We start from the raw sequence: 26,638 nt of genomic DNA on the forward strand, positions 1-26,638 counted from the left end.
GATACCGCCCCGTCCAGCCCACACCCCCCCTCACCACAGAGCATATGCCGGGCCGGCCGTGCCCCCCCCCCCCCCCCCGCCCCGACCCCCCCCCCCCCCCCCCCCCCCCCCCCCCCCCCCCCCGGCCCCTGTTTCGGGGCGGAGCGGCCCGTGGTTCGGTCAGGGCCGTCGAGCGGGCGTTGCGGCACTCAGGCGCGGGTCCACACCTGGTTCTGCCCGGCGTGGCAGGGGTGGAGGCGGATTGCCGCGCCGTCGTTGGTCTTGAAGTCCCAGACGTCGGCGCACATGTTGGAAGCCTTCGCGTAGATGTTGTTGCCGCGCAGCGTGAACTGTTGGGCGGGGTTCCCACTGCAGTAGGCGAGTTGGATGACGGTGCCCTTCTGGGTGGAGCCCCAGGCCGCGTCCATGCACAGGCCCTTGGTGCGGATCGTGCCGTCGGATCTGATGTCCCACTTCTGGTTCACGTCTCCGTTGCACGACCACAGGACCAGCGGCGTGCCGTCGGAACCCGCGGACCCGCTCAGGCACTTGCCGGAGTACCCGTTCCGCAGCGGGTTGCCCGGGACGTTCGGCTTCGGCTGGGCCGGCGGGGGCTGGGGCGCCACCTTGGGTTGCTCCGGGGCGGGTTTGGTCAGCGGCATTTGCCGGGGCTCCATCGCGGGTTGCGTCGCGGGTCGCCCGGCGGCAGGGGGTCGCTCGGCGACCGGCGGCGCGGGAGTCGTGGCGGGCGGTGTCGACCCGGCGCCCGTCGGGGTCGAGCCGGCCTCGCCGGGCGCGCCGGCCTCCCCCGGTGCGCCGGGTGCACCGGGTAGGCCGGGCGCGCCGGGTGCTCCAGGCGAACCCGGTGCCCCGGGTGAACCGGGCAGACCACGCGCACCCGGTGCGCCGACCGCCCCGGGTTCCCCGGGCGGCACGGCGCCCGGCACCCCCGCCCCCGTCCCCGCCCCCGCGGCCGCGACCGTGCGATCGCCGGCCGACGTGTCGCCGCTCGCGCCGGTCGGGGTCAGCGCCACGGCCAGCGTCGTGACCGCGGCGATGCCCGCGGCCGAGCCGAGCGAGACCCACACCCGGCGCCCCGGTGCGAGACCGCGTCGGGGCCGGGTCGGCCGGCGGGCGTACGCCTGCGCCAACGAGGGCGCGGACGAACCGACGTGCGCGCCGGTTTCGTTGGGTTCGGACACAAGCTCTCCTTCGTGGGCACGACATTCTGACGGGGCGGTGTGCGCCGTCAGTCGGAGCCGACCAGTCGCGGGAGGTCCATCTCGTCGAGGACGACCAGTTGCCGCTCGTCGGGCGTGTCGATCTCGGCCATCCGCATGGCCTGACGCTCGGTCATCTGCTGGAACACCTGGCGCGCGGTGCGGCCGTTGCCGAACTGCGCACCGCGCGGCATCGCGGTGAACAACTCGCCGAGCGCCTTGCGCGCGGGGATGCTGAGTTCGTAGCGGTGCAGGCCGGCGTGGTGCTCGACGATGCGCACCAGGTCGTCGGCCGAGTAGTCGTCGAACAGCAGGCTGCGGGTGAAACGCGAGGACAGGCCCGGGTTCGAGGCGATGAACCGCTCCATCTCGCCGGGGTATCCGGCGACGATCACGACGACTTCGTCCCGGTGGTCCTCCATGAGCTTCACGAGCGTCGCGACGGCCTCGCCGCCGAAGTCGTTCGCGACACCGGCGGGCACGAGCGCGTACGCCTCGTCGATGAACAACACGCCGCCGCGGGCACGATTGAACGACTCGGTCGTCTTCGGGCCGGTGTGCCCGACGTATTCGCCGACCAGGGAACTGCGGTCGACCTCGACCAGATGGCCGCGTTCGAGCAGGCCGAGCGCCTTCAACAACCTTCCGTACAGGCGGGCGATGGTCGTCTTCCCGGTGCCCGGGTTGCCCGCGAAGACCAGGTGACGACTCAGCGGTGGCGCGGGCAGCCCGGCCTCCTGACGCATGCGCACCGTCTGCATCAGCTTGACCATGCCGCCGACATCGCGTTTGACGCCGCCCAGTCCCACGAGTTCGGCGAGTTCGGCGAGCAGGTCCTCCAGGGTCTCGGGCGGCGGCGGAGCCTCGCCCGACTCGGCCAGGTCGGCCGACACCGGCGCGGCGACCGTGGGCGGCCCGCCCGCCGAAGCGACGCCGGCCGCGACCCCGGGCGGTGCCGCGGGTTGGCGCGGTGTCCGCGTGGACGCCTCCGACAGGGTGGGCAGCGAGGGCGCGGCCACCCGGACGGACACGCACTCCTCGAACACCGGGCGCGCACCCTCGCTGTGGCCGACGTCCTGTGCGCAGTCGAAGACCCGACAGCCGACGAAGCGCGGTTCGGCGTCGCGGCCGATGTGCAGGGCGGGGTACGCGCACGCCGACAGGTCGCTGTGTTCGATCACCCCACGCGCGCCCTCGCCGAACAGGATGCCGTTCTTCGCGGTCCCGTCCACCCGGATGCCGCGCACCGTCGGCTCGGCGCCGCGCCCCACCACCAGTCCGCTGCCGCCGACCGCGAAGATGCCGCCACCGTCCATCCGCAGCCGCGCACCGGCGTCGACGCTGACACCCGCGCTGCCGGTCTCGGCGATCCGGGTCGCGTACAGCGCGGCGACCGCGTCGGTGCCGATCTCGACGCCCGTCCTGCGCTGCCCGCTCACCACGCATTCGCGCAGCTCGCAGGCCGTGGAGGAGCGCAGACGGACGCCCGTCTCGCCGCCCTCGATCCGGCCGGCGCGCATCGAGAGCGTGGCCTGGTCGGCCACGTGCACTCCGCACATGCTCGCCCCCGTGACCGTGGTGTCCACGATCTCCGCGTCGGCGGACCCCACCACCGCGAAGCCGTGTTCCTCGCTGCCGTCGAGACGGCAACCGCCGATCCGGGCTCGGGCGTTCGCGCCGAGGTGCACCGCGGTGAATCCGGTGCGAGTGATCAGCGACGCGGTCACGGTCACCTCGGATTCGCCGAGCGCGACGACGCCGTTGGCGGCCGGGCCGGCGATCCGGCAGCCGTGCGCGGTGAGGTGCGCCGTACCGCCGACCGCCACCGCGCTGCCTTTGGCGTCGGTGATCCGGCAGTCGTCGAGGTGGACGCGGGCCTCGTGTTCGGCCTGGACGCCGCTGCGCCCGACGTCGCGCACGCGGCAGTCGTCGAGGCACACCTCGCCGCGCTCCTCGACCAGGACGCCGTTGCGTCCGGCGCCGTCGAGCGTGCTGTCCCGGGCCAGCAGTCGGGCGTCGCCGCGTACCCGCAGCGCCGAACCGGAGGTCTCGCGCACCCGCAACCGGTCGGCGATCAGTACCGCGTGACCGGACAACACCACCCCGACGCCGTCGATGGTCTCCAGGGTCGTGTCCTCGACGCGGGCCCGGGCGTCGCCGTCCAGCACCACCGCGGCGTGTCGCGCCCCGCGCAGCCGGGTCCGGCGGATCAGCAGGACGCCGCCGCCGGTCGGGTCGCCGAGGTCGGCGTCGAGGGTGTCGGCGAGGGTGAGTGTGGCGTTCCGCGCGTTGCCGCTCGCCTTCGCCGAGCCGAGCACGTCCACGCGGCCGCGGTCGAGTTCGCACGCGTCGAGGGTGAGGCCGGCCGCGTCCTCCACCCGGACCACCGGCTCCGCCGGGTCGGCGCCGTGCAGGACGAGGCCGCGGACCACGCAACCGGGGGCGGCGACGGTCAGGGCCACTCCGGCCGGCGGGCGGAGCACGACGGTTCCCGCCCCGTTCTCCGGCCGCAGGACCACCCGCCGCTCCAGCCGCAGGCGCTCCTCGTACTCGCCGGGCGCGACGAGGATTTCGGCGCCGGCGGGTGCGGCGGCGAGTGCGGCCCCGATGTCGCGGTGGGCGCCTCGGCCCCTGGGGCCGACGCGGAAGACCGGTGTGCTCATCCGGTACCCGTTCCTGGCAGTAGGTTGTCGGACGACGTTCCGTCGGGCACATGGCCGATCCAGCGCACGGTCGCGGGACTGAACACCAGCAGGCCGACGAGCTTGTCGACCAGCTTGCCCAGTGCGCCGACCACGAAGATGTCCATCGGCCCCTGGCGGTGGATCCACCGACTGCCGACCAAGTGCTGGACCAGGGTGCGGAGCGCGCCGACCGAGACGGTGTCGAGAGCCCCGCCGACCATGGACGCCAGGCCGGCCAACGCGGCGTCTCCGCCGGTGAGTTTGATGATCGCGCCGTCGGCGCTGCGGACCCCGAAGATGGCGGACTGCGACGCGCCGCTGACGAACCCGGCGAGCGCGCCGGTGGCGAGGCCGAGGGTGAACTCGTAGGTGCCGCCGCGCCACCGCACCGGACGCTCGTTCGCCCCCCACTCGGTGTTGTGGCTGTCGTCGTTGGGCCGCCAACTCCCCGGCATCCCGTAGTCGATGTTCGACCAGTGCACCTTCCAGCCGCCCCGGTTGAACGCCATGTGCGCCGCCGAGACGCTGCCCTTGGTCATCGAACTCAACGAGGCGCCGAACGCGGCGCGTCCGACGTCCACCATGCTCAACGCGCCGCCGGAGATCATCCGGACCATGGACAGGACGACGAGGTTCATGGCGAAGTCGAGCAGGAACTCGTGCGTCATGTCGATGCCGATGGACTGGATCGCCCGGAGCGCGAACGGCGCCGGGACCGCCTCGCCGTCCACGGACGGACCGAAGGTCCAGCGGTTCGGTTCGCGGAACGTGCGGTTGAGGCCGCGGTATTCGTTGGCCCAGCCGGTGAAGTGCGTCTCCCGTCCGATGATGGTGTCGACGCCGTTGACGTCGTACTCGTGGATGTACCCGGGGATCGTGCGGTCGTTGATGACGGTGACGCCGTCCGTGTCGTAGCGCCGCGCGTGCTTGTTGAAGTTGTTCGTCTCCAGGAACGTGCCGTCCGAGAGCCGAATCTTGACCTGGGCGAGGATGCCTTGGTCGGACTCCTGCCACACGTGCCGGTCGAACGCCGTGGTGGGCGAGGGGCGGAAGTCGCGCACCCGGAACGGGCTGTCGGTGAGAGAGTCCCGGAACGCGTTGGTGAACTTGCGCTCCGGGATCTCCTGGACCACCTGGTCGTCGAGGCTGCTGATCCGGTCGGACCACCGGGCGCCCTTCGCCCAGCCGGGGAGCCGGTTGCCGTCCGCGTCGAACCAGTGCCGGACGCGGTCGCCGACGCCGTCGCCGAAGGACATCACATTGCCGTTCGGGTCCAGCTTGTTCCAGTGCCAGACCTCATTGCCCCGGGCGTCGACGCCACGCCACGCCACGACGCTCAGACCCTCGCCGAGTTGTCGATGGTCGCGGATGAGGTTGCCGGTCGCGTCGTAGTCCTGGAACGACTCGCGGTCGAAGTGCCACGGCGTGATCTGCCGCTCGAACGCGGTGGTGCGGATGCCGCCCGTCTCCGGGTGGGCCGCGTCGTGCCACCGGAACCGGCGGGTGTTCGCCCCCATGGTGCCGACGATGTCGAGGTGCCCGGCCCCGTTGGGATCGGGAAAGGAATCCGAACGACCGACGACGACGCCGTGGTGGTTGTACATCGTCCAGTCGCCGTTGTGGGCATCGATGGAGGTGCGGGTGTTGGGCCCCGCGCCCCCCGCGCCGTCGTTCGGCCTGGGCCGGTAGTCGATGAACGTGCCGTCGTCGAAGCCGGTCCGGACCACGGTCCACGGCTTGGCGCCCGGGGTGTACCAGTCGCCGTCGGCCAGGTCGTTGGTGACGCGGTCCTGCCAGGTGACGCGCTTGCCGCCCACGCCCGGGGTCGGGACGAAGTCGCCCTGTACGAACGTCCGGTGGCCTTGGAGACCGTCGGCGCCTTCGGTCCACGGGAGGTAGTGCGGTCGATGTGCCACCGGCTGCCCCACGTTCGGCCCCGCGTGGACGGCGGGCAGCCGTACGTCGCCGACGGTCAGGGTCTTGCCGCCGAGCAGCGTGCGTGTCTCGCGGACGATGTCGCCGTTGCTCGCGACGTCGATCACGGTCTTGTTGTTGGTGGTGAACTGCACGCCGCGGGTGCCCGCGCCGCCGCCCGCCGGCTCCTGGGTCCACGTCGCCACGCGCAGGCGATTGTCCTTGGCCAGCCACTGGTGCCCGCTGAGGTCGGTGGTGCGGATGTCGGAGCTGAACATGTTGCGGAAGAACACCGGAGGCCGCTGCTCGGCGAACCGCTCGACCTTGAGGAAGTCGCCGTTGAACAGTGTCTTGCCGAACCCGTTGACGTTGCCGTCCGGGTGCCGGGAGACGAAGTCCCGCTTGGGGATGCCGTCCGGGCCCATCTCGACCTGGTGGTAGCGGCGCACGTCGTGCAGACCGAACTGGAAGCGGCCGTACTTCTCCTGGGAGGTGAGGAGTCGGTTCGTGATCGGATGGTTCATCTTGTCGGTCCAGCCACGCCCGGGACCCCAGTGCCGGGTTCCCGAGGCGATCTGCCCGAAGTCGGCGTCGTACCGCACCCATGTGGTGTCCGCGAAGCTCTGCCCGGCCGGCACGGTGTCCAGCCTGGCCAGCACGTGGCCGCCGTCCGCGCTGAGTTGGAAGTGCCGCACGCGGACGTCGAAGCCGAACACGCTCTTGACGTCGAACCAACTGCGCGTGCTTTCGCCCCAGTGCCGGGTGCCGTGCTGCACCAGGTTGCCGTTCGGGGTGAACTCGGCCCACGGTCCGCGCTGATTGAACCAGCCGAAGGTGCCCAGGGTGGCCGTCGAGTGGTGCGCGTCGAGCATGCCGCCGTCGGGCAACCAGCGACGTTCGAAGACGGTGACCTTGAGATGGCTGATCAGGTGGACCCGGCCCGCCGCCGCGCCCTGCATGTCGACCGGGCCGCCCTCGAACCACTTCCGGGTCGGCGGAGCGGGCACCGGTACGCCGTGCGCGTCGGTCTTGACCAGCGCCCACGTGGGATCGCCGTCGGCCGGGTGGGCGATCGCGAAGTGCCGATTCGGGTGGATCCGGCCCTTGGCGTCGACCATGTCGATGCGCTGGAACTCCAGGCGCCCGCCCGCGTCGAAGAGTCGGAACTCGCGGGTCTGCGCGCCGATGCCGTCAACCCGGTATCCGCCGCCCGGTTGCGGGATCGCCCGCAGGCCCGGGAGCGCGTCGAGATTGCCGTCCAGGATCCGCAGGTTGCCCGCCGTCGTGTCCAGGAATCGCGTCTGCCCGGGCTTGCCGATCCGGGCGTCCGACAGCCCGATGCCGTCGAAGCGGTGGACGCCGGTGCCGTCGTTCACCCGGAAGACGGTGATGTGGCCACCGTCGCGCGGCACCTGGTGCGGAGTCGCGGTGAATTCGAGCCCGCCGTTCTCGTCGAACAGGCGGAACCCGCCGTCGGCGGTGCGCACATTGAACCCGCCGCCGTCGCGCGGATGCACGGTGATGTTCGGGATGTCGACGAGGTCGCCGCCGACCAGGGAGTGTGCCCCGCCCGGGTGCACGCGGACGTTCTGCGGCAGGTGCGCGCCGCCCACGTCGCGCAGGCGCAACACCCGGAAGTCGAACTCGCCGGTGTTCGAGAAGACCCGAATCGACGGCGATTCGTGGCCGGCGACCTGGAGGGTGCCGTCGGGGCGGGTGTGCACCGAGAATTCGAGGTTTTGGCCGTTCGCGTGCTTGACGAGCGGCAGCGGGCCGGGCGCGGGCGCCCCGGCGGCCGGGGCGGGGTTGAAGAAGACGAACTCGCCCGTCGGAGCCCCATGGGGGCCACGCAGGCCGATGGCGTCGAAGCGGTGCTCGCCCCGCAGGCCCACGACGACGTGGTCGGTGTCGTCGAGGATCCGGAAGCCGTCTCCCCGCAACCCGTTCTGCCGCACGACGTGCGTGTCCGGGACGGGGCCGAGTCGTCCGTCCACGAGGGTGACGGTCCCGGCGGCGTCGACCCGGACGAACCGCCCCCCGAACGGGCCGCCGACCACGTGGATCGCCTGGTACCGGCGCACTCCGTCGAGACCGTGCGCGGCGAACGACCCGTCGGGGTCGGTGAGCCGCAGTTCGTCGCCGACCCGGGTGATGGTGACGTTCGGATCGGGTACGCCGGCCTGGTTGCTCGGGTGCGGCACCGGCACGTCGGGGGTGTCGACCGGCGTGTGCACGTACTGCCCGACCGACGCGTCGCCGACCCTGAGTTCGAGGACGTTGTGCGTGCGCGCGCCCGCGCCGTCGACGAGGATCGCGCCGCCGCGGTACTCGACCAGGTACCCGCCGCCGTGTTGCGGTGTGACGCTCGTGTGCGGCACGGTCGTGCCGTCGCCTCGGGTGAGGTGCGGGACGCCGCCGACGTTCTCGGGCATCCGGATGAACCCGCCGGGGGCACCGCCGCCGGTGAGCGGGAGCGCGGTGTGCGAGAACACGCCCTGTGGCGTGTGCACGTCCACCGTCCCATGCGGTTGCCCGTCGGGGCCGGTGCGGGTGATGTGGAACGTGTTGTCGACGTGGGCGACGGTCGCGGTCGTGGACGGCGTACCGTCCACGCCGCGCGGGGCGGGCAGCGGGTCCGCGGCGCCGACCGGGGTGAAGACGTGCAGCCCCGTTCCCCGGTTGTCGGCGGTGGTGAGGGTGACGACGTCGTGTCCGCGGGCGCCTGTGGCGTCGACGTGGAACTGCCCGCCCGGGTGCTGGATCCGGAACTCGCCGCCCACTTGCGGGACGACCCGGGTGCCGGGGATCGGCGTGCCGTCGGCGCCGGCCAGATGCGGCGTGTCGACATGCGGCGAGCGGATGTGACCACCCGGCACGCCCAGCCCGTCGATGCCGCCGAGCGCAAGCGAGTCGTGCGAGAACCGGCCGTTCGCGCCGAAGACCCGGACGGCGGGACCGGCGTCGGTGGGGACGACATGGAACATGCCGTTCGCACCCGGCGGCACGGTGACGGAGCCCAGGGTCCTGGTGGCGCCGGCGTCGACGAGGGAGAGGGCCCCGCCGTCGTCCGGGGTCAGCACGTGCATGGGCAGCACGTGGCCGGTGGAATCGGTCAGCCGCAGGCCGCTGTGCGAGGGTGCGCCGGTCGTCCGGTCGTGGATCCGGAAGCCGGTGCCGGTGGGGATGTTGACCCCGGTCGCGCTGACCCGTACCGGTGACCCGCCCGGGTTGTGCACCTTGCCGTCGGCGTCGAAGTGGGTGATACCGAGGGGTTGGTCCTCCACATCGACGCGGATGACGACGAGGTTGCGGTCGAAGTCGCCGCCGCTGAGCGTGATGCGCCGCTCGATGCCGACGAGTCGGCCGCCGGCCGCGGACATGTCGAAGTCCCAACGGCGGATCTCGACGTTCGGCACCACGTCCTGCTCGACGCGCACGATGGTGTTCCCGGACGGTCCGGTGTGGTGCGAGGGGATCAGCGGGGGTCCGTCCGCAGCGCCCACCGTGCGGATTCCTCCGATGCCGTCGGCGCCGAGGCGGACCTCGATCCGGGTCCCGGGCAGCCCCGGGATGTCGACGAGGTGCGAGCCCGGGCCGGTCACGGTGCCCGGGCCGGGCACCGTCGGCACGGTCGTGCCGGCACCGAGGGTCGTCGACCCGGTGATCGTGCCGGCCGGGGGCATGGTGGTCAGCTCGACGGACTGCCCGGGGACGGGGCCGGTGACGTGCGCGTCGATGATCTGGTCGTCGAGGAGTCGGTGGTTGTTCAGCGCGCTCAGTTCGTAGTCCCACCGGTGCACGCCGCCCGCGAAGGCCTGTTCGATCCGCAGGATCTGTTGGTCGCCGACGGTGATGTGGTTCGCGCTGATGTCGGTGCGCCCGCCCGAGGCGACGTGGATGTCGACGAGCCGGTCCGCCCGGGAGCTCGGCAGCACCCGCACCTCGACGCCGCCCAGGCCGGGGATGTTGCTGAAGGTGTGCGCGAAGTCGTACCGCACGTTGTTCACCATGAACACCGTGAGGTCGTCGGCCGCCGGGCGCAGCGTGGGGAAGTGGCCCCCGGTGGTGGGGACGCCGCCCACGCCCGCGGTGCCCGCGGGGCCCACCGGCGGGGTGTCGCCCGGTCCGCCGCGCGGCGACAGGGTGCCGAACGTCACGCGGCTGCCGTTGACGTCGACGTGTGTCGTCGCGCCGCCGGCGCCCTTGAGGTCGGCCGTGTTCGGGGCCGGCGTGGTGGGCGAGGTGGCGACGTGCCCACCCCGGACCGGGGGTATTTCGACGGCACCGGTGTTCGGCGCCCCGACCCCGGGGCCGGTGTGCGGCGTTCGGAGGTCGGGCGTGCCCACCTGGGTGATGCCCGACACTCCGCCGACGTTGGGCGTGGCCGGCTGTGCGACATTGGGCACGCTGCCGAGGTTCGGGGTCGCGACGTGTCCGAGTCCCCCGGTGACGCCGATCCCCGGCGTGGAGACCTGACCCGTGTCGGGTATCGCGCCGACGCTCGGCGCCTGGACCTGCGATGCGAGCGGGACCGAGCCGATCTCCGGGACGTTGACCCGGGCGCCGTCGTGCAGCCCGGTGACCTGCGGGGTGGAGAGGTTGGCGGAGGAAACGGCCGGTACGTCGGCCAGTTGTGCGCCGACGGTGGGCGGTTTGAGATCGCCGAGCAGTTGGCCCGGGAAGGCCCCGGCATTGTGGCCGAGCGTGGGGGCGAGGGAGCCGGTGAGGCCGGAGACGGGTGTGGTCGACACGGTCGGGAGATTGACGTGTGCCGGCGTCGGCGTCGCCACGTTGGGCAGCGCGGCGGTGCCCGAGTGCGGGAGCGAGACGTTGCCGATCTGCGGGAGGGCGACGGTCCCCATGCCTTCGACATGGGGGAGGGCGATCGAGCCGGTCGAGGGCAGGTCGTGCACCAGCGCGCTCGATCCCGGCAGCCCGACGTCGACCTTGGGCAGTGCGTTGGTGACCGTGTCGAGGTTCGGGATGCTGATGTGGCCGAGCGAACTCGCCGGTGCGTGGAGCCCGCCCGTGCCCAGCGCGGTCACGCCCGTCCCGGTGACGGCGGGCGGCACGCCGAGTCTGCCGCCGAGGTCCAACGTGCCCAGTCCGTTGAAGGAGAACGGCGGCAGGTCGACGATCTTGGCACCGAACCCGGTGAGCGGCACCACCGCGCCGAGGTTGCCGCTGTTGGCGAGATAGGTGTCCAGGCTCGGGAAGGTACCCGCGTGGAACCCGTCGCCGAACTTGCCGAGCGAGGGGACGTTCACCATGCCCAACTCGCCGAGTCCGCTGGTGAATCGCGTGGACAGGGGCGGCATGTCGAACCCGCGACCGAGTGGACCGGTGTTCAGCGCGTCGAGGCCACCGATGTCGACATGCGGCAGCTTCCCCAGACCGCCGCCCGATCCGAAGGCGGTGAAGCCCGCGTGTACGCCGCCGGTGATCTTGGAACCCGCGCCGATGAACTTGCCGTCGATGAAGGCGCCGTAGCGGTACATGTTGAACATGCCGCGGTCGATGAAGCCGATCCGGAAGGCGAGCCCCAGGCCCTGGCCCATCTCGTCGGCCGCCACCGGCAGGAACAGCCGCAGACTCTTGAAGCCGCTCAGGCCGCTCGCGATCGAACCCCCCAGCCCCTTGAAGGCGTTGACCGTTCTGACGACGCTGCGCAGGCCGAAGAACGTCTTCGCGCCGGCGAGGTTGATCACGGTCAGGTCGGCGCCGATCGGGAAGACGCGGATGCCGCGCCCGACATTGACGCCGAACATGGAGAGTTCGGGTATGTGGGTCAGGGCGGGACCGAGCTTGATGCCTTGGATCCCGCCCTTGATCCACGCGCCGCCCGCGGCGAGCGCGTCGTCGATACCCAGCCCCATCCGGCCGAGCAGCCCGAACGAGTTGGCGCCGCCGCGGAAGAAGGTCTTCGTGCCGGCGAGGCCGCGCGTACCGATGCCCTTGATGACGTTCCACAGACTGCCGAGATGCAGTCCCTTGGTGGTCGGGGCGATCATCCCCAGGATGCCCAGCACGAGCTCGGTGACGCCCGCCTTGCCGTGCGCGAAGTCGATCGCGGTCTTGATCATGAGCGCGACATTCAGGGCGATGGACAGCAGCGCGACCACGCCGCCGAGGAAGATCGCCGGAACGACCAGGAACATCGCGATCCAGGAGAGCGCCTTCCAGAACTCGTCGCACTCGTCCACGGGGGAGGCGATGGACTCGGCGGCGGCGTTGAGCGCTCGCGCGGCGGTGTCGGCCGCGTCCTCCAGGGTGGTCTTGGCATCCGCCGCGGTGGCTTTGTGCGTGTCCCGGCCCGCGTCGTCGTCCTCGGACAGCGCGGCGGCCGCGGACAGGGCCGTGTCCGCGCGTTGTTGCTGCGTGCGCATGATGGCGACGTAGGTCACCAGGGCGGCGCGTACCTTTTCGTGCGCCTTCTTGTACGTCGAGATGTAGTTGCGCAGATTGCCGTCGATGACGCCGCGCATGGCGTCCGCCGTCTTGCCGATGAAGACGGTGCTCGCGGTGTTCTTGACCTCGTTCAGGCCGTTGTCGATCTCCCGTGCGAGATCGATGAATTCGAGTTCCGCGGCGATCACGCGGTCGATCCGGTCGGGGTCGCCGGGGGTGGGGTCGCGGTCGAGACCGAGCGCACTCCAGTCTCCCGGACGAGCCATCGAGGTGCCCCTTTCGCTCGATCGTGCAACCACGGCCGCCTTCTGTACGCGCCTTCCTCGGGAGAGGTTCAATCTTTCTCCGAGTAACGTCGTTGAACCTCCATCGGTTGCAACGCGTACAGAAGTGGAGGCAGTTCGAGGAGCGGTGCACGACGCGGTCTCGTCGAGGGGCAGGAGGTCGAAATGGTCGATTTCGCGGTCGACTACAACAACCTGTACACGATCCAGAGCAAGCTGCGAAACCTTGCCAAGCAGGCCGATTCGGGCAGTGGCGGAGCATTTCGGGAGCTCGGCGAGGCGGCGGCCGGCGAACGAAAGGCGTGTCTGGGCACGTCGAGTCTGTCGTACGCGTTCAACAGCTTCCACCGCCACTCGAAGTCCCGTACCGGTAAAGCGAAGGAGGGTCTCAACCAGCTTGCGGACACCTTCAAGGCGGTGTCCGACCGGTTCTTCGACGCCGACCAGCGGATTGCCGCCGGGGCCGGTCTGATGACCGTGGGTCTGGGCCTGGACAAGTGGCGGAACATCAAGGCGACGCACGACAAGTGGGTGGCGGACAAGGCCAAGTGGGACGCGTACCTGGCCTCGATCGGTGCCACCGACTACTTCCGCGACCATCCCGACCAGAGAATCCGGTCGGTATGCCACGCCCCGGACGCCCCGGCGTGGTGTGCCGCGTGGATCGCCAAGGGCGAGGACAGCGCACCTCCCAACCCCGGGAAGGAGCCGCCCAAACCCGACGACAAGCCCCCGACCTCGTACCACCACGAGGACAAGGACGGCAAGATCGACGTCAGCGTCGAGTTGGACAAGGACAACAACGTCGTCAAGGAGACCTCGAAGATCACCACCGCGCAGGGGCAGAGCTACGAGACGATCACGACGTACAAGGGCCCGCCGGAATGGGTCGAGATCCCGGACGGCGACGACAAGGGCAACGAGCCGGACCGGATCGACGTCCGCGACTACACCATCACCACCAACTTCGGTGACGGTACCTCGAGTACGGCCGTCTTCACGATCAACAAGGACGGCGGCGGCACGATGGTCTCCACTGCGGACGGCAAGTCCGAGCACTACATCCGGAGCGGACCGAAAGACAAGTGGAAGCCGGATCCCGCGTACGCCGACAGCGACTCCGGTCGCGACAAGAAGACGGGCACCGGCACCGGCGACAAGGGAAAGAACCACATCATTTGACCCCCGCCCCACCGGCGTTCACCCGCGCACTCGTACCCGCCTCCGCACCGACTCCCGTTCCCGCTCCCGTTCCCGATTCCGTTCGCTTCCGTGACCGAGGAGATTCGCCATGGCCGCCAACATCAAACTCACCTACGCCGAGATAACCCGGGTGTCCAATCTGTTGGACAACAGTGTCGACCACACGCTCGTGCCCCGGATGAAGGAGGCCAAGGACGAGGTGGACACCCTGCTCACCCAGAACCTCGTGCTGACCAAGGCCAGTCCGGCGTTGCAGAGCCAGTACGAGAAGTTCAACACCGCGCTCACCCAGGCCACCGAGAGCATCAAGGGCTACGCGACGCAGTTCCGCCAGATCATGACGTCCGTGCAGGACCTGGACAAGGACATCGCGGACAAGGTCAACTCGCCCCAGTAGCAGCCCGTTTACCCATGCAAGCAACCGTCCAGCGACCCCTTGGGAGGACCTCATGGCCGATATCCACGTCGATGTCGACGAAATCGCCCGCGGCGCAACGAGAATGGCTGCCAAGCTGGCCGACATCTCCAAAGAGCTCGGCGACCTGGAGACGGCCGTGAGCGGTCTGCTTCAAGACGGCCTGGTGTTCGAGAAGGCCAGCCCCGCCCTGACGGAGGCATACAACACGTTCAGCGCGCAGATGAAGTCGTCCGCGAAGAACATCGACTCGTACGGCCAGAACTTCCGCGAGATCGCGAAGTCGCTCACGGATTCCGACGAGAACCTGACGACCGAGATCAGGAAAGCCATCGACAAGATGCAGGCCGACGCGGCGGCCCAGAAGAAGTAGCCGCCGCAAGGGCGGCGGGCGGCGCACACACCGCCGTTCCGCCGCCCCACCTCGCGCGCAGGTGCCGTGCGCGCTCCCGCCCGTCAGCCGTCCAGGACCGTGAGCGGCACCTGCACCGCGATCGCCGACCCCGCGTCGCCCGCGGTCCAGCCCCGACCCGGACCCAGTGACGCGCGCACCTGCTCGGCCGACAACCTGACCCCGATCAGGTCTCCCTCACCCAGGGTCTTCGGCCCCAACAGCAGGCCGCGGCGCGACCTGCGGGCCATGCCCACCCAGCCCAGCGAACTCATCGACTCCGCCGTGCCGGCCAGCAACAGACCCTGCCCGCGGTCGCGGCCCGACGTCGCCAACTTCCGCAGCACCGAGTCGGCGTCGCACGCCAGCATGAGATCGGCATCGTCCACCACGACCACCACCGGCTTCCCCTCTACCGCGGCCAACGCCTCGTTCAGTTCCTCCGGGGACGGATCGGGGTCGGTGAGCACCTGGGCGAGGCCGTGCGCGGCCAGCTTGCGCAACTGTGAGTCGCGCGGCGTGAGCACGATCAGATGGGTACCGCCCATCAGCAGCGACACGCACATGGCGGCCAACGCCGTGCTGCGCCCACTGCGCGGCGGCCCGGTGACCATGAACGACCCGGCGCCGTCCGAGAAGTCGTAGCTCAGCGGCTCGACCGCGTCGCCCCCTACGCCCAACAGGGCCCGCAGCGGCGTGCGCAGCGCCTGCGGCACCCGGTCGTGGGCCTCCTGGAAGCCGATCAGCGTCGGCATCTCGTTGACCCGGAACGGTCGCCGCACGCCCGGCACATTGCTGTCGCGGATCGTCGCCCGCCGAGCCAGGTCCCGCATCGCCTCGGCCTGGTCGCTCTGGTCGCCCGCGGAGGTGTCGCCTGCCTCGACGGCACCCGCGGCGGAGGCCGTCGACGGCTGATCGATCGACGGCCGGCCGATGGACGACTCGGCGGTCGACGGCAACAACGCGATCTGGGCCTCGACCGCCCCCGGCGCGAACCAGCCGCGCCCCGGGGGGACATGCGTCGGAACGCTGTTGCGGGGAATGCCGATGAGCGTGAAGTCGCCCGGGTCGGTCTGCCGCAACAACAGTCTGCGGTCGTTGTGCGCCGCGAGGCGTCCACCCAGCAGCAGGCGCTCGGAGGTCGCGATCACGTGGATCCCGGCCGCCTGCCCTTCACGCAACAGCCGCACGAATTCGGCGTACAGTCGGCCGCCGTCGTAGTCGTCGAGCATGTTGCTCAGCGCGTCCCAGCCGTCCACCATGAACACCAGGTGCGCGGGGCGGCGGTCCTTGGGCAGCTTGGCCCGCAGTTCGGTGACGCCCGCGCAGTCGTGCTGCGCGATGAGCCGCTGTCGCAGGGTCAGTTCGCCGGACAGGCGGGTGATCAGCCGTTCCATGCGCTCCGCGTCGTGGCGCGAGACGACCGCGCCGCAATGCGGCAGCGCCTCCAATACGCCCAGCCCGCCGCCCGCCGCGTCGATGGCGTAGATGTGCAGGTCCGAGCAGGGGATGGTGAGGGCCGCCGCGCCCGCGATGCTGCGCAGGACCTGGGTGCGGCCCGAGCGGGGTGCGCCGATGATGTACAGGTGCCCGAAGGTCGCGAAGTCGATCGCGGCGAGCCGTCGGGCCTGCAACTGCGGGATGTCGAGCAGCGCGTAGGGGACCATCGGCAGCGCGCCGGGCTCGGGTTCCGGGATGGCCGGCAGATCGTCGAGACGCAGCCGGCTGTCGAGCGCCGGCAGCCAGGGACTGGGCAGCGGCTCGAAGTCGGGCAGTCGGTCCGCCGCCTCGCGCAGCACGTCCACCAACGCGCGCAGGTCGGTGGGCTGTTCCTCGGACGGCGTGGTCGTACCGCCCTCCTGCGGGTCGGCGGGCGAGTCCGGAGCCAGGACCGAGAGGTCCAGTGGGCGGCCCAGGCGCTGCCAGCCGAGTTGCACGCCGCGTACCGGCCGGGCCACCGCGGCCTCGGCGACCGCGCTCGGGATCGCACCGGGCCGCTCCGCGCCGACGAACGCGGTCTGGAACGGCGTGGGCGCGCCCTCACCCCGGCGGACCAGTGCCCGACCCGGATTGTTCGGTGAGATCCCGGCGGCGTCGCCGCTGTCGATGATGTCTTGGCTCTCTGAACGGTCGGTGACGCGCAGGGCGATCCGCAGGTTGGTGTTGGCCTTGATCTCGTTGCTGACCGAGCCGCCCGGCCGCTGGGTGGCCAGCAGCAAGTGCAGGCCCAGTGAACGGCCGCGCTGGGCGAGGCTGATCAGACCGGGCACGAAGTCCGGCAGTTCGCGGACCAGGGTGGCGAACTCGTCGATCACCAGAATGAGTCGGGGAAGCGCGGGCAGTCGCGGATCGCGCGAGCGCTTGATCCGGTACTCGGTGTGGTCCTTGGCCTCGACCACGTTCAGGACCGTCTCGCGGCGCCGGAGTTCGGCGTCCAGGGAGGCCAGGGCACGTTTGACCAGATGGCCGTCGAGGTCGGTGATCATGCCGAGGGTGTGCGGCAGTTCGGCGCATTCGCGGAACGCGCTGCCGCCCTTGTAGTCGACCAGGACGAAGGTGAGTTCGTCGGGCCGGTTGGCCGCGGCGAGCGAGGCGATCACGGTCTGGAGCAGTTCCGACTTGCCCGAGCCGGTGGTGCCGCCGATCAGGCCGTGCGGGCCGTCGCGGACCAGGTCCAGCCGCAGGGTGCCCTCGTACCCGGAGCCCAGCACGAACGTCGTGGACGCCGGGCGGCGCGCCCACTCGCCCACCACGACGTCGGCGTCCGGCGGCTCCTGGCCGATCAGCGGCAGCAGCGCGACCTCGGCCGGCAGGCCCGAGTCGCTCTCCACGCTGACGTCGCGCATCGGCGCGATCGCCCGCGCGACCTCCTCGCACCAGGCCGGGTCGACCAGATCGGCCCGCACGTCCGCCACCTCCGGAACGTGCGACGCCTTCACGTTCAGGCGAGCGCCGTTCGCGGTCACCACGGCCGTGCACTCCTCCGGCAACTGGTGTTCGCGTTCCTCCAGGCACAGACTGAACACGCGTACGGCCGGTCCGGTCGTCAACACCTCGATCACGCCCGGCACATCGCGCAACCGACGGGCGCCGTCCAGGATCACCAGGACGTCCGGTACGCGCAGCAGCGTGCGGCCCAGCGCCGACTGCGCGGAGTCGACGCGGGTCTGGATGTCGGCGATCAACTCGTTGACCCGATGCGCGGTGCTCTCGGGATCGGTGCCCAGCCCCACCACCGCCGCGCCCGCCCGGCCCGGCCGCAGGTGCGGCAACCAGCGGACCCACTGCCACGCGTCGGCGTGTTCGTCCTCGGTCAACACGACGATGCGCACGTCGCGCGGGCTGTGCAGCACGGCCGTCTGGATCACCGCCCAACTCGCGATCCGGCGCGGCGCGGCCCCGGGACCGCTGATGCCCAGCACGCCGAAGTCCGCCATCTCCACACCGAACGGCACGTCGGCCAGGCGCCAGTTGACCTGCCGGTAGTGCGTCTCGCGCGCCTGGTCGTCGATCCGCTTGAGCGACGCGCGGGTGAGCGTGCCCAGCCGGATGGTCATGTGGTCGGTGTCCCGGCGGCGGCGCTGCCACAGACCCAGGCCCGGCCCGGTCGCGGTCAGCAGGACCGCCGCGGGATCCGGGAACGTCGAGTTGCGCAGCCCGCGTTCCTCCACGGTCGCGCGCCGCATCTCCAGTTCCAGGGCCGACCGGCGGATCCGGAAGACCCGCTTCGCCTCCTCGTACTGCTTGCGCCCGCTGCGCCGACCGGAGACCCAGTTGCCGACCGCCATGATCGGTGTGAAGAAGATGAAGACGACGAAGAACAGGCTCCGGAACAGGAACATCATCGCCAGGCCCATCACGAGCGGGGCCATCATCATCAGGAAGGGGAACGGCCGCTTGGTGTTGTCGGTCGGCGGACCCATCATCCGGATCGACTCGCCGTCCAGGTGCGGCGCGATGCGCGGCGGTCGGTTGTACTCCACGCCGAGTCCGTCCGACGACGCGCGCACCGCCGCCTCGGGCTCGTCCGGCGGGCCCAGGCGCAGGAGATGGTCGCCGAGCGACAGGTCGGCGTACGTCGGCCAGGGGAGCGAGCCGTCGTCGGGCGGTGGAAGGTAACCGATCGGCGGCAACGGCGGCGCGATCGGCAGCCCGTCCGGCCCCGGTGGCGCGGGCTCGGTGGAATGCCCGCCGGGGCCGCCCTCCTGCGTCCCGGCCGGCTCCTCGGCGGTGAGGGGCGTACCGGTGATCGGATCCACGGGCGGCGGCGGGGTGAGGCTGCGCAGGCCGCACCGGTCCTCGTCCGCGTCCTTCGGCAGCGCGACCGCGACGGATCCGTTCGTGGCGACCGTGATCCACGTGCCCTGCGCGGGTGCCTCGCCGCCGTCCAGGCGCAACGCACACGCCCGGTCCGTGCCGACCTCGTGACGCCCCGGGCCGAGCCGCCACACCCGACCCGCACCGGGGCCCGACACGTGGCGCACGGTGACGAGCACCGGATCCGACCCGGGCGGTCGCCACGCGCGCGTCGCCGTCTCGGTCGGCGCGGGGGCGTCGAGGCCGAGCAGCGCCCCGGTGCGGATGCCGCTCGCACCCACGCGCACGTCGGGGTTGAGCCGTCGACTCCCCAGGAACAGGTCGGCGGCACCGAGCACTGAACCGAGTTCGGCGACGGTCGCCGAATCGGGGACGTCCAGCAGGTGATCGGCGCGGCGGCCCTGCGGATCGGTGGTGGTGACGGCGAGATTCACGGGCATCCAACTCTCTCGCGGGGAGGGCGAGACGGCGAGACGGCGGGGTGGGGGTGGGCAGGGACCGCGGGGGACGGTCGGGAAGCGGTGGCGGGGCCTATGACGGCGGGGCGGGGGGAGATGGGGGCCGGGGGCCGACCGTCGGGCGGTTCGCGGCGTCGGGCTCTCGCGTGGGGTCGGTGTCGGGCGCCGGGTCGGGATCGTGGGTGGGTTCGGGCTCGGGTGTCGGGTCGGGTTGGAGGGTCGGTTCGGGGTGGGGTGTCGGGTCGGGCTGCGGTGTCGGTTCGGGCTCGGGTGTCGGGTCGGGGACGGGAGCCCGATTCGGACCGTCGTCCGGAGTCGGCGGCTTCGGCTCCGGCTCCCGCTCCGACGTCGGATTCCTTCGGGCCGACACGGCGGGTGAGAACGGCGGTTCGTGGTCCGATGCCAGGGTTGCCGACACCGTCGCGGTCGACGTTCGTGCGGGGGGCCCGGCCGCCGGTTCGCCGACCGAAGGAGCGGGCACGGGGCCCGCGTCGGCGACAGGCGACGCGGGGCGTGTGCTCCACGCCGCCGGCCGGGACGTACCCGGAGCGGCCTGTCCGCCCGACGATCGCGCGGGCGGCTCCGAGACGGCGGTACGTGCCGAGACCGCGGACGCCATGGTTCCGGCCGGTTCCAGGGTCGTCACCGGATCCACCGTTGCCGTCCGCGCCGCCTGCGGTTCCGCGAGCGCGGTTCCGCTCTCCTCCTCCGTGAACCACTCGGCGTGACCCGCTCCGGACCGGGAAACCGGCGCGGGGACGGGCGGAAGCACCGGCGGAACGGTCGGCAGTACCCGGGCGAGGGCAGCCCCGAGTGCGTTGCACGAGACCACCAACGGGGTTCCGGGTACGGCGACTCGACCGTGCACATCGGTCAACAACGTCCGTACATGACTCCGCCCCGGTCCGCCGAGCAGCACGCGCAAGGAGGGTGAATCGCCCTGCGGCTCTGCGAGTTCGGGCGGCAACGGGTCGGGCAGTTCCGGGGTCGCCAGGAACACCGGCAGGCCCAGTCGAGGCGGCGTGGCGCGGGCGGCCCGGTACGCGTCCCGTACCGGCGCTCCGGGTACGTCGCGGTGCACCCCGTCGGCGACCACGACCTGTCCACCGGGCAGCCGCGCGTCCAGCTGCGCCGCGACGGCCTGGAACAGTGCCGGTCCCGACCGAGGATCGCCCTGCACGCACACCATCGGCGGGCCGACCACCAGGTCGAGGAACACACAGTCCCGGTCGCGCTCGCCCAAGGCGACGACGACCGGTCTGCTTCCCTCGGCGTCCGGCGTGACCGACGGCAGCTGTGCCCTGGAGGCCGTCCACGCCCAGGGGTCGTCCGGCACCGGCTGCCAAAGGCCCGAAGGCGGCGGTATGTCGGCGGCGGCGAACAGCACCGTCACCGTTTCGTCGCCGACGACCGCGGCGTACGGCTGACCGGGAGCGGCGGGGAACTTGGCCGCCACCAGGGCACGTTCCGCGTCCCGCCAGGTCGTGCTCGCGCCCAATCGCTCCACCAGCAGCCGCACCGAGCGTCGGTAGCGCAGCCAGGTCCGCATCGGGGCACCGAACGCGTATGCCGTCAGCGCGATTTCCCGACCCAGGCGACGTGATGCCGCCTTCCATCCACCGAATCGCATCGCGATGGATCGGATGATCAGGAAGAGGACCAGGGCGGCGGCGGAGATGCCGCCCCAACGGAGGATCGTGTCACGGTGGTTCGTGAAGAAGTCGAGCGGATCGGTGTTCCTCATGTGCCGGGTAACTCCTCCCAACGGACTTCCAGGGGATCACCCGGTCGCGGCGCCGCGCCTCTCGGGCGACACACCATGGAATCCCGAGTGCCTATCGTGCGCTGCGCTCCCCCTGCGCCGCGTTCATCCTGCACTGCCCTCGTCCAGAGCCTGACGCAGGGCTCGGATCGCGTAGTGGATACGGGACTTCACCGTTCCCACCGGGATGCCGAGGATCTCGGCGGCCTGCTGGAGTCCACGGTCGCGCAACACCGTCTCGGTGAGGATCTCGCGATGCGCGTCGGTGAGCGAGGGCAGTGCGTCGGCCACGGCCATCTTCCAGAGCAGGGGTTCCCACTGGTCGTCGGCCGGTACGTACTCCAGCGGTTCGGGGCTGCACTCCTGCGGCCTGGCGCGGCGCGCACGACGATCGTCCATGACGATTCGGCGCGACACCGTCGCCAGCCATGGCATCAGGTCCGACGCGGCGTCGGCGATCGAGTCCGCGTGGCGCCATGCCCGCAGCATGGTCTCCTGGACGACGTCCTCGGCCCACGGTCGGTCTCCCCCGGTGAGCTTGAGGCAGAAGGACAACAACTGCATGGAGTAGCGCCGGTAGACCAGTTCGGCGAGTTCGGCGAGTTCGCTCTCGGGTGTCGGGTGTGCCTGGCTGCCGGTGTCACGGTCATGGGTACAGATGGCTGTCACGTCCCCGGATCCTCGCTTCCCCCGATGTGTCGGCTCGGAACCGCGAACACTAACCAGGGCGGGCTACAGGTTCGTTGGATCTGTGCTGAATTTGAGGATTCGACATCCGTGGTTTGCCGCGGACGCCGCGGATCGACGGGGAAACGTTCCTGATCGCTTTGCCGGGATTACTTGTCGCGGACGTTCCCCCGGGATCGATACGGCCGGGATGCCCGGGACGTCCGATCGAGTTCGCCCGCTCCGTGTCCGGATCCGAACGCTCACCGCGCTATGCCTTTCGATTCGAGGTTCGCGCCCCAGGTATCGATGAATTGATGGCTGCGACGCCGAACCGACACCGGATCCTTTGCGTCTTCCCGGGGAAATTTCGGTAGGGAAAGGGAAATCGGGTGAAGGATCCGACTTCCAAAGACCCGAGCACGTTGCTCGAACTGGTTCGCGATATGAACGAAGTGGGGTAATGCCGACGATGAGTTGGTCGCCGGCGGGATTCTCGATCGCCTCGATCGCCTCGATCGGCTCGTCGGGCGTGACTCCGTCTCGTACAACCGGTTCGATCATGAGTCGTCGAGGGTTCGGTCCGTGTGCCCTTGGCTACACCGCGTGCCCTCCGTCACGCGGAGGGTGGTCGGGTCATCGGACGTCGCTCCGGGGCCACTCGTCGCCGCCCTCCCACGCGACCCGGTCGCGGTCCGTGGGGTCGAGGCCGAGATGCGCGGCGAGTTCGTCGAGTTCGCGACGGCTGTGCAGTTGGCGGTAGGAGCCGTCGGCGAGCATCACCAGTCGGTACGGCTGCCCCGGGGGATACGCCTGGACCACCAAATCGAAGTGGCCGTGTGCCTTGTCGCTCATGTCCTCCACGGTCGCGCGGCGGGCAACGATCGGCGAATCGCCGTGCCGCAGGCGGGTCGCCCCCACCCGCGCCGGACGCGGATCGCCCTACCGGGGGCGCCTGTTCGCAGCGTTCCGCTCGTGCGGAGGGTTCCAGCGGGCGCGTGATCGAGGGCCCGATGCCATCCTGGTGAGAGTGCACCTCGGGGGACACCACATCACATCACGTTCGAGCGGTGGAGGTGGCCACGATGGGCGGAGCGGGGCGAGCCGCGCGGCTGGTATGCGGTCGGCGCGCCAAGTGGATCATCCTTGTGCTGTGGGTCGTGGTACTCGCCGCGGCCGGGCCGGCGGCAAGCAAGTTGACGGACGCGGAGAAGAACGACGCCTCCGCGTGGTTGCCGGGCAACGCCGAGTCGACCAAGGTCGTCGACCAGTCCAAGGACTTCCTGCCGCAGAACGTCACAGCCGTGGTCGTGTTCGCGCGCTCGTCCGGTCTGACGCCGGCCGACGACCGGATCATCGCCTCCGACGCCGCACAGATGCGCACCCTGACCGCTCACGGGATCGTCGGCGCCCAGGTGCAGGGCCCCATCCTCGATCGGACGGAGGCACCACGCGCCGCGCTCGTCCTGGTGCCGATCACCTTCGGTGACAACGGGTGGAACTCCATCAGCAAGGCCGTGGACGAGATCCGCGCGGTCCTGGACGACAACCCCGACAACGGCCTTCAAACGCACATCACCGGCCCCGGCGGGGTCGCCGCCGACAGCAGCGAGGCGTTCGAGGGCATCGACGGAACCCTGTTGTTCGCGGCGCTGGCCGTGGTCGTGGTGATCCTGCTGTTCACCTACCGCAGCCCGACGCTGCTCCTGGTCCCGGTGGTGTGTGTGGTCGGTGCGCTGTTCGTCGCGCAGGCGCTGATCTACGTGCTGGCCCGACACGCGTCGCTGGTGGTCAACGCGCAGAGCGCGGGCATTCTGACCGTCCTGGTGTTCGGTGCCGGCACCGACTACGCACTGTTGCTCGTCGCCCGCTACCGTGAGGAACTGCGCCGTCACGAGGATCGACACGAGGCGATGGCGCTCGCCCTGCATCGGGCCGGCCCCGCGGTGATCGCCAGTGCCTCGACCGTGATCCTCGGCATGCTGTGTCTGCTCGCCGCCGAGATGAACTCCACCAACGGCCTGGGTCCCGTCGCCGCGATCGGCGTCGCGGTGGCCCTGCTCGTGATGCTGACCCTGTTCCCGGCGGTGCTGCTCATCCTCGGGCGGTGGATCTTCTGGCCGGTCATCCCGCACCTGGGCTCGCCCGAGCCCACCGAGACGGGCCTGTGGGCCCGGACCGGTCAGCGCATCGCCCGCCGGCCGCGCGCGGTGTGGATCGGCACCGTCGCGGCCCTGGGCGCGTTGTCGTTCGGCCTGCTGGCGCTGAACGCCGAAGGGCTCACCACCGCCGAGAGCTTCACCGGCAAACCCGATTCGGTGGTCGGCCAGACGGTGCAGGCCCGCTACTTCCCGGCGGGTACCGGGCAGCCGCTCCAGGTCGTCGCGAACACACCATCCCTGGACGCGGTCCGCGCGTCGTTGGCGACCGTACCCGGCGTGGTGCCGGAGAGCATCGTGGTGCCGCCGGACGTTCCCGCGGAGCGTGACGGGCGGTCCTACCTGGAGGCCACCCTCACCGACGCCGCCGACAGTAGCGCGGCCCAGGACACGGTCGACGACGCCCGTGCCGCGGTACACGCGGTGCCGCGGGCCGACGCGCTCGTGGGCGGCGGTACGGCGGCCCAACTCGACAGCAACCGGGCGTCGGTGCGGGACGAGAAGCTGCTGATCCCGGTCATCCTCGCGGTCGTGCTGATCATCCTGGCGCTGCTGCTGCGGGCCGTGGTCGCCCCGGTGGTGCTGATCGCCACGGTGGTGTTGTCGTTCACCGCGGCGCTCGGTGTCAGCGCGCTGGTGTTCCGGCACATCTTCGACTTCCCCGCCGAGGACACATCCTTCCCCCTGCTCGTCTTCGTCTTCCTGGTCGCGCTGGGTATCGACTACAACATCTTCCTGACCACCCGGGTACGAGAGGAGAGCATCCGCAGCGACACCCGGACCGGTGCGTTGACCGGCCTCGCGGCGACCGGCGGCGTGATCACCTCGGCCGGTCTGGTCCTCGCGGGCACCTTCGCCGCCCTGGCGACGCTGCCGATCGTCGGTTTCGCCGAGATCGGCTTCGCGGTGGCACTGGGTGTGCTGGTCGACACACTGGTGGTGCGTTCCGTGGTCGTCACCGCGCTGATCCTCGACCTCCGCGAACGCATGTGGTGGCCGAGCGCCCTGTGGCGCAGGGACGCGCGGCACACGCACCCGACACCGCCGGCCGGGCCGGATTCGAGCGAGTCCCGAACGCACCCGTGAGCCGGGGCAAACTCCGCTCGACGCGCGGGTCGGGCAGCTAACTCGAACATGGTTGAACACGTTCGATGCATGCGGTTCGCTATCCCGTACACACCTGTACGGGATATCGGCATGTGTCGACGGGCCCGGATTCGGAAGGCCGGCCCGGCGGCCCGTGTCGGCGGCGAAGGAGCGGACCTTGACCCACGACACCCACGGCGTCCACCACACAGGCGGCGGCGCCGACCACCACGCGCACGACGCAGCACACGAGTCCGCGCCGAGCCGGCGGTGGTTCGTGCTGACCCTGGTGTGCGTCGCGCAGTTCATGCTGATCCTGGACGTCACGGTGGTGAACGTCGCGCTGCCGAGCATCGGCGCGGACCTGGGATTGGGGCGGGAGTCCCTGACCTGGGTGGTCACCGCCTACGCGCTCACCTTCGGCGGCCTGATGATCCTCGGCGGCCGGATCGCGGACACGCTGGGTCGGCGGACCGGATTTCTGCTCGGCCTGGCCGTCTTCACCGCCGCGTCGCTGACCGCCGGCTTCGCGCCCAACGGCGCGGTACTGCTGGCCGGCCGCGTCGCCCAGGGAGCCGCCGCCGCGCTGTTGTCGCCGTCCGCGCTCGCGCTCGTGACGGTCACCTTCCACGGCCGCGAGCGCAACCGCGCCCTCGGGGTGTGGGCCGCGATCGGCGGCGCGGGCGCGGCGGCCGGGGTCCTGGTCGGCGGACTGGCGACCGCCGGGCCGGGTTGGGAATGGATCTTCTTCGCCAACGTCCCCATCGGCCTTATCGTTTCGGTCCTGGCGGTGTCGGTGATACCGGCGGAAGTGCGGGTCGCCTCGGGCGCACGTCCGGACCTGCCGGGCGCGCTCGCGGCCACCGGGGGCACCGTGGCGCTGATCCTGGGTGTGACCCGTGCGGGCGAGGCCGGCTGGGGGTCGCCCCGGACGCTGGTGCCGCTGGCCGGTGCCGCCGTCGGGTACACGCTCTTCGTGCTCGTCGAACGCACGACCCGCCATCCACTGGTGCCCTTGGCGCTGCTGACCCGACGGCCCGTCGTCTCCGGCGCGTTCGTGATGACGGTGGCGAGCGCGCTGATGATCCCGCTGTTCTTCCTCGGTTCGCTCTACATGCAACACACGCTCGGATTCGGCCCGTTGCGCACCGGAGCGGCCTTCCTCCCGGTCGCCGTCGCGGTGACCCTCGGGGCGCACGTCGGGGGACTGCTCGTCGGCCGCCTCGGCGCCCGGCCGGTGGGAGCCCTCGGCCTGACGGTCGCCGCGGCTGGGGCACTGTGGCTGAGCCGGTTGCCCGCTCACGGCGGCGACACGCTCGACATCGTCCCCGGACTGGCCCTGGCCGCGGCCGGCGTGGGACCCGCGTTCGTCGCGGCGACCACGACCGCGATGGCCCAGGTGCGACACCACGAGGCGGGCATCACCTCGGGGGTCGTCAACACCTTCCACGAACTCGGCGGCGCGCTCGGCGTCGCCCTGGCGTCGGCGATCGCCGCGCCCAGCCTCGTCGCCGGGGCCGATGCCGGCGTCGTCGACGGCTACACCGACGCGTTCCGGGCCTGCGCGGGCACGGCCTTCGTCGCGGCGCTCGTGGTGGTCGTACTCGTGCCGGCGGGCAGGCCGCCGGTCTCCGACGGCCCGCGGCACGTGCACTGAGCAGCCCCGCCCGCACGACCCCCACCACGTTCCCG

12 protein-coding genes are annotated in these 26,638 nt (G+C 71.1%); 5 read left to right on the plus strand and 7 right to left on the minus strand.

The window, feature by feature from the left end; genetic code table 11:
- Positions 1–188 precede the first annotated feature (188 nt).
- Genes ACZ4FV_RS40160 through ACZ4FV_RS40170 form a run of 3 tightly spaced genes read right to left on the minus strand, consistent with a single transcriptional unit; the run spans position 189 to position 12,471 of the window.
- Positions 189–1,181 (minus strand): ricin-type beta-trefoil lectin domain protein, encoded by a 993-nt coding sequence (locus ACZ4FV_RS40160; protein WP_465325639.1) that lies wholly within the window; start codon positions 1,179–1,181, stop codon positions 189–191.
- 47 nt (positions 1,182–1,228) lie between these two features.
- Positions 1,229–3,862 carry a right-handed parallel beta-helix repeat-containing protein gene (locus tag ACZ4FV_RS40165; protein ID WP_465325642.1) on the minus strand — a complete coding sequence of 878 codons (2,634 nt, stop codon included), beginning with the start codon at positions 3,860–3,862 and terminating at the stop codon, positions 1,229–1,231.
- Complete coding sequence (locus tag ACZ4FV_RS40170) at positions 3,859–12,471, minus strand: hypothetical protein (protein ID WP_465325644.1); 8,613 nt, start codon at positions 12,469–12,471, stop codon at positions 3,859–3,861. The genes ACZ4FV_RS40165 and ACZ4FV_RS40170 overlap by 4 nt, the downstream gene beginning before the upstream one ends.
- Positions 12,472–12,654: 183 nt before the next feature.
- On the opposite strand from ACZ4FV_RS40170, the gene ACZ4FV_RS40175 reads away from it, so the two are divergent.
- From ACZ4FV_RS40175 to ACZ4FV_RS40185, 3 genes are all read left to right on the plus strand, one after another.
- Positions 12,655–13,671 (plus strand): serine/arginine repetitive matrix protein 2, encoded by a 1,017-nt coding sequence (locus ACZ4FV_RS40175; protein WP_395864804.1) that lies wholly within the window; start codon positions 12,655–12,657, stop codon positions 13,669–13,671.
- Between the two features lie 109 nt (positions 13,672–13,780).
- Positions 13,781–14,089 carry a hypothetical protein gene (locus tag ACZ4FV_RS40180; protein WP_395864802.1) on the plus strand — a complete coding sequence of 103 codons (309 nt, stop codon included), beginning with the start codon at positions 13,781–13,783 and terminating at the stop codon, positions 14,087–14,089.
- Between the two features lie 52 nt (positions 14,090–14,141).
- The gene (locus ACZ4FV_RS40185; RefSeq protein ID WP_395864800.1) at positions 14,142–14,480 is read left to right on the plus strand and encodes a hypothetical protein; all 339 of its coding nucleotides are present in this window, start codon (positions 14,142–14,144) and stop codon (positions 14,478–14,480) included.
- 83 nt (positions 14,481–14,563) lie between these two features.
- On the opposite strand, the gene ACZ4FV_RS40190 is transcribed toward ACZ4FV_RS40185, so the two are convergent.
- The 4 genes from ACZ4FV_RS40190 to ACZ4FV_RS40205 all read right to left on the minus strand — a co-directional run bounded on the left by ACZ4FV_RS40190 (position 14,564) and on the right by ACZ4FV_RS40205 (position 22,556).
- Positions 14,564–19,255, minus strand: a complete 4,692-nt coding sequence (locus ACZ4FV_RS40190; protein ID WP_402238122.1) for an FtsK/SpoIIIE domain-containing protein — start codon at positions 19,253–19,255, stop codon at positions 14,564–14,566.
- A 91-nt stretch (positions 19,256–19,346) separates the two neighbouring features.
- Positions 19,347–21,017 (minus strand): hypothetical protein, encoded by a 1,671-nt coding sequence (locus tag ACZ4FV_RS40195; RefSeq protein ID WP_465325648.1) that lies wholly within the window; start codon positions 21,015–21,017, stop codon positions 19,347–19,349.
- 123 nt (positions 21,018–21,140) lie between these two features.
- Entirely contained in the window at positions 21,141–21,704 is a 564-nt protein-coding gene (locus ACZ4FV_RS40200; protein WP_402238127.1) for a sigma-70 family RNA polymerase sigma factor, read from the minus strand.
- 633 nt (positions 21,705–22,337) lie between these two features.
- Positions 22,338–22,556, minus strand: coding sequence for a hypothetical protein (locus ACZ4FV_RS40205; protein WP_465325650.1), 219 nt, complete (start codon positions 22,554–22,556; stop codon positions 22,338–22,340).
- Between the two features lie 230 nt (positions 22,557–22,786).
- Between ACZ4FV_RS40205 and ACZ4FV_RS40210 the strand changes: the two genes are divergently transcribed.
- Together ACZ4FV_RS40210 and ACZ4FV_RS40215 are read left to right on the plus strand one after the other, a co-directional pair.
- Entirely contained in the window at positions 22,787–24,946 is a 2,160-nt protein-coding gene (locus ACZ4FV_RS40210) for an MMPL family transporter (protein WP_402238131.1), read from the plus strand.
- A gap of 178 nt (positions 24,947–25,124) precedes the next feature.
- Positions 25,125–26,603, plus strand: coding sequence for an MFS transporter (locus tag ACZ4FV_RS40215; protein WP_465325652.1), 1,479 nt, complete (start codon positions 25,125–25,127; stop codon positions 26,601–26,603).
- Positions 26,604–26,638 lie beyond the last annotated feature (35 nt).

Source organism: Embleya sp. NPDC025285, from assembly GCF_055558835.1.

What these genes read in the sequence shown, in the direction of transcription:
- ACZ4FV_RS40165 (WP_465325642.1), bottom strand. Translation starts at nt 3,862, where the DNA reads ATGAGCACACCGGTCTTCCGCGTCGGCCCCAGGGGCCGAGGCGCCCAC.
- ACZ4FV_RS40170 (WP_465325644.1), bottom strand. Translation starts at nt 12,471, where the DNA reads ATGGCTCGTCCGGGAGACTGGAGTGCGCTCGGTCTCGACCGCGACCCC.
- ACZ4FV_RS40175 (WP_395864804.1), top strand. Translation starts at nt 12,655, where the DNA reads ATGGTCGATTTCGCGGTCGACTACAACAACCTGTACACGATCCAGAGC.
- ACZ4FV_RS40180 (WP_395864802.1), top strand. Translation starts at nt 13,781, where the DNA reads ATGGCCGCCAACATCAAACTCACCTACGCCGAGATAACCCGGGTGTCC.
- ACZ4FV_RS40185 (WP_395864800.1), top strand. Translation starts at nt 14,142, where the DNA reads ATGGCCGATATCCACGTCGATGTCGACGAAATCGCCCGCGGCGCAACG.
- ACZ4FV_RS40190 (WP_402238122.1), bottom strand. Translation starts at nt 19,255, where the DNA reads ATGCCCGTGAATCTCGCCGTCACCACCACCGATCCGCAGGGCCGCCGC.
- ACZ4FV_RS40195 (WP_465325648.1), bottom strand. Translation starts at nt 21,017, where the DNA reads ATGAGGAACACCGATCCGCTCGACTTCTTCACGAACCACCGTGACACG.
- ACZ4FV_RS40205 (WP_465325650.1), bottom strand. Translation starts at nt 22,556, where the DNA reads ATGAGCGACAAGGCACACGGCCACTTCGATTTGGTGGTCCAGGCGTAT.
- ACZ4FV_RS40210 (WP_402238131.1), top strand. Translation starts at nt 22,787, where the DNA reads ATGGGCGGAGCGGGGCGAGCCGCGCGGCTGGTATGCGGTCGGCGCGCC.